We start from the raw sequence: 8998 nt of genomic DNA on the forward strand, positions 1-8998 counted from the left end.
ACATAGAGGTTTCAAGCCAGGCTTGACGGGAAGCCGTCAGAAATTCCGACACCCTGTCAAAGGTGTGCATACGGGCCTATAGGAGGGTGGTGGCGGTTTGCCTACATGAGGGGATACGCTGGGGATAAAGAGCCCCAATAAAGGGGCTACAGCTAAGACCGGGGTCTAGGTTTTCGGCATTTCTCGTTCTACGCGAAGCATCACACTTCGAGTCATACCTTCACTCATGCGACGACTCGCTTGGTATAAAGCATTCTGCATTCCATTGTGAATGACGCCATAATACCAACGTGCTGCGGAACTCTTCTCAAATACGATGATTTCACGCAGCTGCTCTGCGCTTAAATCGCGGTATTTATACATGGCACACATGACCGCAACATTTTGGGCCTTCACGATCTGGGTATTGATGGAAGATTCGGGATAGCCTGTTGCCTGAATGCCCGCGCGGCGACTGGCCTGCTGCCAGCCCATCGACATGCCCTGATGAGGAACGAGCATCCGAGTCTCAATCATTTCTAGAGTTTGCGATACGTCCAAGATCTCGCGCACCAAGCTTGCCTGAGGAGTCTCAAAATCCGCAACCTGAAACCAAGCTTTGAACTCGGCAGAGTTTGTATCCACTTGGGTGGAGCGTGAGCTGTATGCCTTACCAATACCTGAATCGTACCAGTTTAGAAGCTGAGCCATATACTGGCTATGGTAATGCTGAGAAACGCTGACCTTCACGCCGCTCATAATATTATCTTCAGCGAAATTCTCCATCGCCGATTCGAAGATTGGCATCAATGTTGTCTCCGAGACAGAATCAAACTGCTTTTGAATTCGCCCGATCATCCAGTGGTCGATGCCGGTTACCAGCCGGCTCGTTGCTGAAACCCTTAAGAGCGTATCTATAGTCTGCGTCTCGCTTGGAGCAAAGTTGTCCGCCGTGACCTGCACACGAGCTGAAGAATGAACCTGGTGGGTTGTACATCCAAGTAAAAGCCATGAAGCAAAACAAATGGAGAGAAGAGAATATCCAAAACGCATATGGGCTCCCGTGGGTGTGTGTTCTACATTAAACGATAGTCGCAGACATATGACCCGTCGACGAAAACTTTAGGAAAACTTTTCCGCTCAAGTTGTTAATTTGTCTATTCTGATCGAAAAAAGTCGCAAAAAGCGACTTATTGGTATGCATATATCTTGAATTATCGCCCACACACTTACATTGCACTACAGGGCCGGAGCGAAGAAAAAAACAGGGCGCTCATGGCGCCCTGCTCTCATCATTTAAATTTAGAGCTGGCAGCGCCCAGCCTCAAAGCCCGACTCAGAAGTCGGCCCAGCATGGTCCCACATAGGTGACCAATACTGCGTTATAATCTGGCTGGTAATATTCACGTCATCCACTATCAAACCATGCTCAGCCAAGTTCGACGGATAAAGATTCTGTGACCCCAGGTAAAAAGCGATGTCGTCGACGATGAAGAACTTTGAATGGTTTCCAATATTCTCACCGCCATCCCATGCTGCATCATCGGAGAAGCGTAGGTAAGACGAGTGAACATGCTCACAGAATAAATCACGAACATTTTTTCCTGCGGGAATGAGGTCGGGTCGAGTCTCTAACCATTCCATCGCTTTCTCAGTAACCTCGGTTGGAGTCCAGCCATTGCCATAATTAGCAGATGCTCCATTGAGACCTCCTGGGATAGAACTCGGCGAACTTAGAACCATGTAGATATCGACTCCGCGTACAACCGCTCTTGCGAGTTCCTCAAGAACTTCTTGCGGCCATCCCGAAAGAGTCAAGCCACCACCAATTTGCACAGGTCCAATGTCTTGAAGAGAAAGCTTAAGCGAGGTTTGCGCAGAGCGAATCATGGCCAACATTGCCTTGTCGGCAGGGTCGAGTCCCAGGGCTCCCAAGCGTGCAACCGAAATCATCCGTGCACCATCTTTTGAAGAGTCGGCCAAAGCACCATCCCATCGAGCTGGGCATGTGCTGCGCCAAGAAGGATAAACCGCGCGCCGGGTCATACCTGTAAAGTAGTAGTTCTCACACGTCGTGTCCCAGAGTTCATTTAAGAAATAGTGTGCATCATCTGCAACTGTTCCCGTAAGTCTCATAGAAAGGTCGTGAATCGGAGCCGCGGTTAGATAGTGGTCAGTCCACATATTGTGTCCACCGGTTACAAGCTTCTTACCATCTACTGCGATAATCTTTGAGTGATTCCACGAGTCGAGTCCCATATTGTATGTACCTGCGTTGATTGTCAGATTCGATTGACCATTTAAGTCTCTCGTCAGCTCCTCAACCAAGCTCGAAGGTCCCATTCCGGGGATACCACCGTAAACAATACGTACCTGAACGCTCTTGCCCGTATTTCCAAGGTAAGTCATCGCGTTTCTCATGGCCGCTAGAAATCGACCATCTGGTGCTGTTAGCGTCGAAATATCCAAGAACTCATCGGCTTCAATCATCGTGTTGTAAAGTTCATCTACAAAGCCATCAGAGTGACCAACACAAAGTTTTGCAGCTGCGCCGTAAGGGTGAGTGACCGTAGCCTGGACCAGCCGGCAAACACCGCCGTTGTCGCAATCTGAATCAGAATAGCAAGAGAGCATTCCGAAGTCTTCGTTACAACCATACTGATCAGCGCTGCACTTCGTGGAGACCGGCAAGTCTCGAGCTGGTTTATTCCAAACATCTGGAGTTTGGAGAATCCAATCACCTTCTACTTGCGCATCACCACTGAAATTCCATGTGCGGTATTTCTCTGTTGCAAAATCGTCTTCTAGAACGTCTAAAACTTTTTTCCCGACGTGGGTAAAATCGCTGTAACGAAGTTCTTTATCAACTTCTACAGTCTCTTCTCCGCGGTCTGTAGACGTCCCGTAGGTTCCCCAGCCAAGCCAAGAGGCTACAGATTCCCACCACGAGCTAAACAACTCTTCTTCGGTCTGCGTATGGTTATAGTCGATATCAACCGATGCTTCGGGGGCATTCATTTCGCCACAGCCCGTTGCCATCATTAAAGTTGCCACACCTACCAAAACACTCAGTCTTTGGCGTCCGTTGTGATTGATTCTCAAATTCATAGTACGTCCTCATTTGCATTCACTGTAATTCCTCAATGACCAAGCACAACACATGCCAAAAAAACGGCTCGCGACAACATAGTCGTAATTATTGAGCATTGTTCTAATTATCGTTCATAAAGTAACTCGGTGACCCGTCAGCGATACCTGGTTTGGCAGAATTCGGCGCGTCACCCTTAAACACTTGCGCCACTATTTCGGCGCACAGAATAGGCTAACCATCGATGGCTCGCCTCCGAGAGACAGATTGTCGAGAGAGCGAGCCTGGGATAATGAATGAGAAACAGTAAGCTGGAGATTAAAAATGAATCGCACCCTCCTAGTAATAGGTCTCACCTTGGTCATGACCCAAGCCTGCAGTGATGCGGAGCCTAGCGGCCCCAGCGAGCCCATCGTCACGGCTGAACTCTATGACTTTGATGCGGCCGCTCCATGGTTTGAATGCCCAGACACCAGTACCTTCCCAGCTGAAGCAACCGTCGTTCCAGCGCTCGAGCAGGTCTATCAGCGGTTTGGAACCGAGAATACACGGGACGTCAGCGCCGATGTGAGCTTTCCCGAAACCGGTTCTTGGGCTCAAATTGGCATGATTGTTCGCCTTGAATGCCCAGAAAACGGTCTTTGCGATCACTGGGACCGGTCAGCAAGCATCCAGATGGTGACGAATCCGGAAGCAGAGCCTGAGAACCAAGAGCATGTAGAACTGGCTCGATTTATTACGCCTTACAAAATCGCCATGTGCCAATACATCGACGTGACGCCCATGGCTCCGCTTCTTCAGGGTAATAAAGCCATCACCTCATGGATCGACACATGGGTCGGCGAAGGACACAATCAAGGTGAAGGTTGGCGAACCAGCGTAAGCTTTGTGTTCTACCCGGGCACAGATGCACGGCCCAAAGAAATCATCAATGTCTGGAGCCGCCGCAGTATTACGGTAGGAGAAATAGAAACCGAAAGTAATGTCGATAGCCAGGTCGAGCCATTTACATTTAGTCTACCGGACCAGCAGATTCGTAAAGTTGAGGCTCATCTCATCACAACGGGCCATTCGTTCAATAATACCAACAACTGCGCTGAGTTTTGCCAGATGCAGCACGATGTGCTCATCAACGACGTAAACTACCCCATCAATCCATGGCGTGCAGACTGTGACCAAAATCCGGTAAGCCCTCAATACGGCACCTGGGAATATCCCAGAAACGGCTGGTGCCCGGGTGCTATCAGCGTTGGTAACCGAGTCGACATCACTCGAGACGTAAAAGCTGGCGAGAATACTCTGGATTTTGACATTCTCTTGGCCAACGGCCTCGAATACGACAACACCAACCCAAACGACCTTCTTCCCTACACTATTGTAAGCTTAAAGCTCTACGTTTGGTATTGAGACCGAAAGCCGCCTCATATTTATCTTCTCTACGAGCCCGAGTAGCTGCATACTCTGCACTTCCCAAAAAAAGATCGGGCCCTCAAACTGCCCATAAACAACAATTCTTGCATGAAAACCCACAAGGATTGTCCCCCTGCTTACATTCCTCTCCGATGTCCCCGACACAGCTTCCGAAAAGCCTTACTTTTTATCAGTAAAATATCCTAACTATACCGTGTGTTTAGCCCTAGACGGGAAACTCACCCGTCAATTTTGAGGCCATAACGACAAGCCCTGTCGGTCGTGGCACTACCCTTGCAAATAAAGAGATGACCGACTTGTTCGTGTCCATAGCCAATAAGCAGCGTTCGATTTTTTGTGAAAACATCTCACAACGGGAGCCTTACATGGCGTCTACACTCTTAATGGCCCAAAACTTTAGCGCAACAGAGATACCTCTTGTTTCGGCAGATTCGTTATTAGCCGATTTCAGAGTGAGTACCACCCTAAGAAGCGTCAAGGCTGACTTGGCGACTTCATCGACTGGAACAGTTCGTAGACGGCGTCTCACGCCGGCTCTAACTGAACTCCTCCGACGCGGTAAAGCTGATGGCATCCTTACTGTCGAAGATATACGGGAAGCCCTGGGTAAAAAGCCCACCAAGGACAAATGGAAGCGGCTCAGCGAGATTCTCGCAGAGAATGCTATTCCCATCGAAGACAAGGCCGGTCGACCATTGGCCGTGCGCTCTCAAGCTCTTGAGTCCAAGGTCCTGGGCTCAGGCTCAGAATCAAGCATGGAGCCCATGCGTATTTATATGCGTGCCATGGGAAGCAAAGGTCTTCTCAAGCGTGAAGACGAGGTTTATCTCGCAAGACAAATTGAGGAAGGCAACCTCGAGGTGGACCATATTCTCCGCCAGATTCCAATGTGCGCCAAGGAGCTCTTACGAGGGCATCGTTTGGTCAACTGCGGTGCGCTTCGCGGGGACCGTTTAATCGACCTCAAAGATTTACCCCCGGCTCCTAAACCTCTTCCGGATGCTGAACCTGTCCATAAGGTTCGGCAACAACTCGACATCTATCTTGCACCCCTGCAAAAGGCATGGAGCGATTTCGAGGCGAGCTTTCGCCCGAAGCAAGAATCAAAGTCCAGTGCGCTCGCTACCCGCAAGAAATCACTGACCGACATTGGTCAATTTTTAGAGCACACCAGTCTGCATCCGAAAATGCGAGAAACCATCATTGAGGCGATTCGTCTGAAGGTGAAGCGAATTCGTAAAAGAGCACGTGAAGCCCAGGAAGCAGTACAGGCCACACCTTACAGCTTGAGCCAAATTCAAAAAGGTCTTCCCGAATGGAACAAGGTATCTAAAGAATGGCCAGAAGCTCACGCCATGGCGTCAAGCTACATAAAATTGATGACTCGCTATGAACGTGAGACCGGGCTGTCGGTAGACGAATTGTTAAGTCTTGTTGATAGCCTTGAGCAAAATCTTTACCGCGTCGATAAAGCGCGGAAGAAGTTAATCGAGGGGAATTTACGCTTGGTTGTATCTGTCGCAAAGCAATACATGAACCAAGGCATGACCTTTCTTGATCTCATCCAAGAAGGCAATATTGGTTTGATGCGGGCGGTTGAGAAATTTGATTATCGGCTCGGACACAAGTTCTCAACATACTCCGTTTGGTGGATCAGACAAGCCATCGCCCGGGCCATTGAAGATAAAGCTCGAACCATTCGGGTGCCTGTTCACATGGCTGAGACCATAAAAAAGTTTACCCGGCTCAAGCGTTACCTAGCTAAGCAAATGGGTGAACAACCCACCCTTCAAGATATTGCCGACAAGATGGAAGTTCCTCTTGAGCAAATCCGCGCTATTAGCCAGCTGGTTTCAGAACCCATCTCATTGGATATGAGCATCGGCGCTGAGTCCGAGGGTGTTCTTCGTGACGTTGTTGCAGACGGTAAGGCGGTTAACCCAACCGTTTCTGTGATCAATTTTGAGCTCACCCAAGAAATGGACAAAGCCTTAGAGGTTCTCAATCCGCGGGAAAGACGTGTGGTCGAGCTTCGATACGGCATGGCTGGGAACACAGCTCATACACTCGCGGACCTTGGTCGTGACTTTCAAATTACACGCGAACGCGCTCGTCAGATCGAGGCAAATGCTCTTAAGAAGCTGCGACATCCTGCCCGTACGAAGCGACTCAGCGAATTCGTCGATTGATTCCCTTTTAGGCTTTTCACACGCCAAGCCCCTCCCTGCCTACATTCCTGTATTGCCCAATACCTCGATATGCGGTCTACTCTTAAGTACAGATACAGCAATGGCGGTAGAGCATGAGCGATGAAAGTGAAAGACGTCACTATCCACGTTACGACGTGAACTACGAAATCAAGATTCATTTAGCCAGCGGCGGTCAAACGAGCGCCCGGGCTAGGGATTTATCCATCGGCGGAATGTGCGTAAAGGGAATCCCAACATGGCAAGCTGACGTCGGGGACAAAATAAAAATATCCATCGAAGTCCCAGACTTCTTTCTTACGGTAACCATTGACGGGGAAATACTCTGGCGAGATCCAGATACGAAACTCGTCGGTGTTAAGTTTGACCTAAATGAAGATGAGATAATGGAACGGGTAGAGAAGCTCAAGGCCATACTTACCGAGAGTACGACTGCCGTTGAGTATTAAAGCTGATTGAACTGGAAGTATAAGGGACGCCACCCGGCCGGGCCGCGTCATCAAGAAGAACCTACTCTTAAATTATACGCCGTCTCCGCACTCTCGAGGCGCGAATCGTGTTGCACCATAAGCCGTACAAACCCACTGGATATTTCCGTCATCAACCATTGCTTCGTAAACAAGCGACAGTTCTTGGTCGTCGGGTAATCCAAGACGATCAGAGTTGGCTTCGATGGTAAGCGTTCCGTCATTCCACGACATAGCCTTGAGATACTTAGGCTCAGTCAACGGGTTTAAGTCGACGTCATTTTCGCTGTCGGGAAGTTTTTCCTTAAACCGTGCGTAATCTTCAATCGTTGTCTTTGCGCCGTAGGCAACAGAATCTAGTTCAGTCACCTTGGTCTTGATTAGGTAATTCTGAAACATTGGTGTTACCAATGCTACCAAGATCCCTAGGATGGCAACAACAGTTGTCAGCTCAATAAGCGTAAATCCCGCTTCTGACTTTCGGCAGATTCGATTCATGGATAATCCCTCGTTTCCCGTTACTTACGTCCCCAGTCACTTCGTATGTGCCGCCCGGTCAAAGCGTCCATACTTGCAACCCACTATACTATGGATCCGTGTCTGATGCAGCAGGTAAATGTAGTCTAAACGGCTACACCGCCTTTGCCAACCCGATAAAGACGGTATTGACAACTTTTCCGAACGTTTCTGCTGATCTTCGACACACAATCTTGTATCCCTCATCCGTACACAGCAAAGGTTAATCTTGCGTTCTTTTTTTTCATATTTCTATAAAATGTAAGAAATAACATACAGTTGAGAAACCCGAATTGCCCGCCTAAAAGCAGTTCGCTTGAAATAGAAACTCGAGAATAATCGGTAAACCTAGAGATGCCGAAGAAGTCTCTGATACGATCACCTCAATAATCATAAAATCAGGATAAATTCTTGTGGAGGCAGTTATGGCAGCCCAACCCGTTAGAGTCGGCATGGTACAAATGACCTGTGGACCCGACACCGCAGCAAACTTCACGAAGGCAGAGGCCGGCATCCGAGATTGCGCCCAAAAAGGTGCACAGATTATTTGCCTCCAGGAACTCGTCGGTACGCTCTACTTTTGTCACGAGGAAAATTACGACCACTTTGAACTCGCTCACGCAGGCGATGGTGAGATCATTCAGCGGTTTCAGGATTTAGCCAAAGAATTAGAAGCCGTAATTATTGTCCCGTTCTTCGAACGACGGGCCTCTGGTCTTTATCATAACAGTGCTGCAGTGCTGGACGCTGATGGGTCTCATCTAGGCATCTACCGCAAAATGCATATCCCAGATGACCCTGGCTTTATGGAGAAGTTCTACTTCGCCCCTGGTGACCTTGGCTTCAAGGTCTTTGAAACCCGGTATGCGAAGATCAGTGTCTTGATTTGCTGGGACCAATGGTTTCCAGAAGGTGCACGACTCGCCGCCCTAGCCGGTGCCGATATTATTTTCTACCCCACCGCCATTGGCTGGAGTCGCGACGAACCAGAACTTCGTGAAAAATATGCACAAGGCTGGGAAATCTCGATGCGAGCCCATGCCATCGCCAACGGAGCTTACGTCGTTGCCGTCAATCGAACTGGTAGCGAAGGTGACATGGCATTTTGGGGCCGCTCCTTTGTAGCCGGCACCATGGGTGAAATCCTAGTGCAAGCTGAGGACGACCAAGCTTCTAACCTTGTGGCAGAGTGCGATTTAGCAGCGGCTGAGTTAATGCGCCGAGAATGGCCATTTTTTAGAGACCGGCGAATCGATTCGTATGGTCCCCTACAAAAGAGATTTATAGATGAGTGACCATCAAATAATCAC

6 protein-coding genes and 1 pseudogene are annotated in these 8998 nt (G+C 49.1%); 4 read left to right on the top strand and 3 right to left on the bottom strand.

Going from position 1 to position 8998, the window contains the following annotated elements; all coding sequences use genetic code 11:
• Positions 1 to 165: 165 nt before the first annotated feature.
• Together HOK28_00675 and HOK28_00680 are read right to left on the bottom strand one after the other, a co-directional pair.
• The gene (locus tag HOK28_00675) at positions 166 to 1032 is read right to left on the bottom strand and encodes a hypothetical protein (GenBank protein MBT6431573.1); all 867 of its coding nucleotides are present in this window, start codon (positions 1030 to 1032) and stop codon (positions 166 to 168) included.
• Between the two features lie 249 nt (positions 1033 to 1281).
• Entirely contained in the window at positions 1282 to 3087 is a 1806-nt protein-coding gene (locus tag HOK28_00680; protein ID MBT6431574.1) for a hypothetical protein, read from the bottom strand.
• A gap of 304 nt (positions 3088 to 3391) precedes the next feature.
• Here HOK28_00680 and HOK28_00685 point away from each other — a divergent pair, with 304 nt between their 5' ends.
• From HOK28_00685 to HOK28_00695, 3 genes are all read left to right on the top strand, one after another.
• Positions 3392 to 4474 (top strand): hypothetical protein, encoded by a 1083-nt coding sequence (locus HOK28_00685; GenBank protein ID MBT6431575.1) that lies wholly within the window; start codon positions 3392 to 3394, stop codon positions 4472 to 4474.
• A 389-nt stretch (positions 4475 to 4863) separates the two neighbouring features.
• Positions 4864 to 6687 carry a sigma-70 family RNA polymerase sigma factor gene (locus tag HOK28_00690; GenBank protein ID MBT6431576.1) on the top strand — a complete coding sequence of 608 codons (1824 nt, stop codon included), beginning with the start codon at positions 4864 to 4866 and terminating at the stop codon, positions 6685 to 6687.
• A 113-nt stretch (positions 6688 to 6800) separates the two neighbouring features.
• Positions 6801 to 7154: a PilZ domain-containing protein gene (locus HOK28_00695; protein ID MBT6431577.1), complete on the top strand. Its 354-nt coding sequence runs from the start codon at positions 6801 to 6803 to the stop codon at positions 7152 to 7154.
• Positions 7155 to 7571: 417 nt separating this feature from the next.
• On the opposite strand, the pseudogene HOK28_00700 reads toward HOK28_00695, so the two are convergent.
• Positions 7572 to 7670 (bottom strand): annotated as a pseudogene (locus tag HOK28_00700) (prepilin-type N-terminal cleavage/methylation domain-containing protein).
• Positions 7671 to 8113: 443 nt separating this feature from the next.
• Between HOK28_00700 and HOK28_00705 the strand changes: the two are divergent.
• Complete coding sequence (locus tag HOK28_00705; GenBank protein ID MBT6431578.1) at positions 8114 to 8983, top strand: carbon-nitrogen hydrolase; 870 nt, start codon at positions 8114 to 8116, stop codon at positions 8981 to 8983.
• The last annotated feature ends 15 nt before the right edge of the window (positions 8984 to 8998 follow it).

It is taken from the genome of Deltaproteobacteria bacterium (genome assembly GCA_018668695.1).
Classification (GTDB): domain Bacteria; phylum Myxococcota; class XYA12-FULL-58-9; order XYA12-FULL-58-9; family JABJBS01; genus JABJBS01.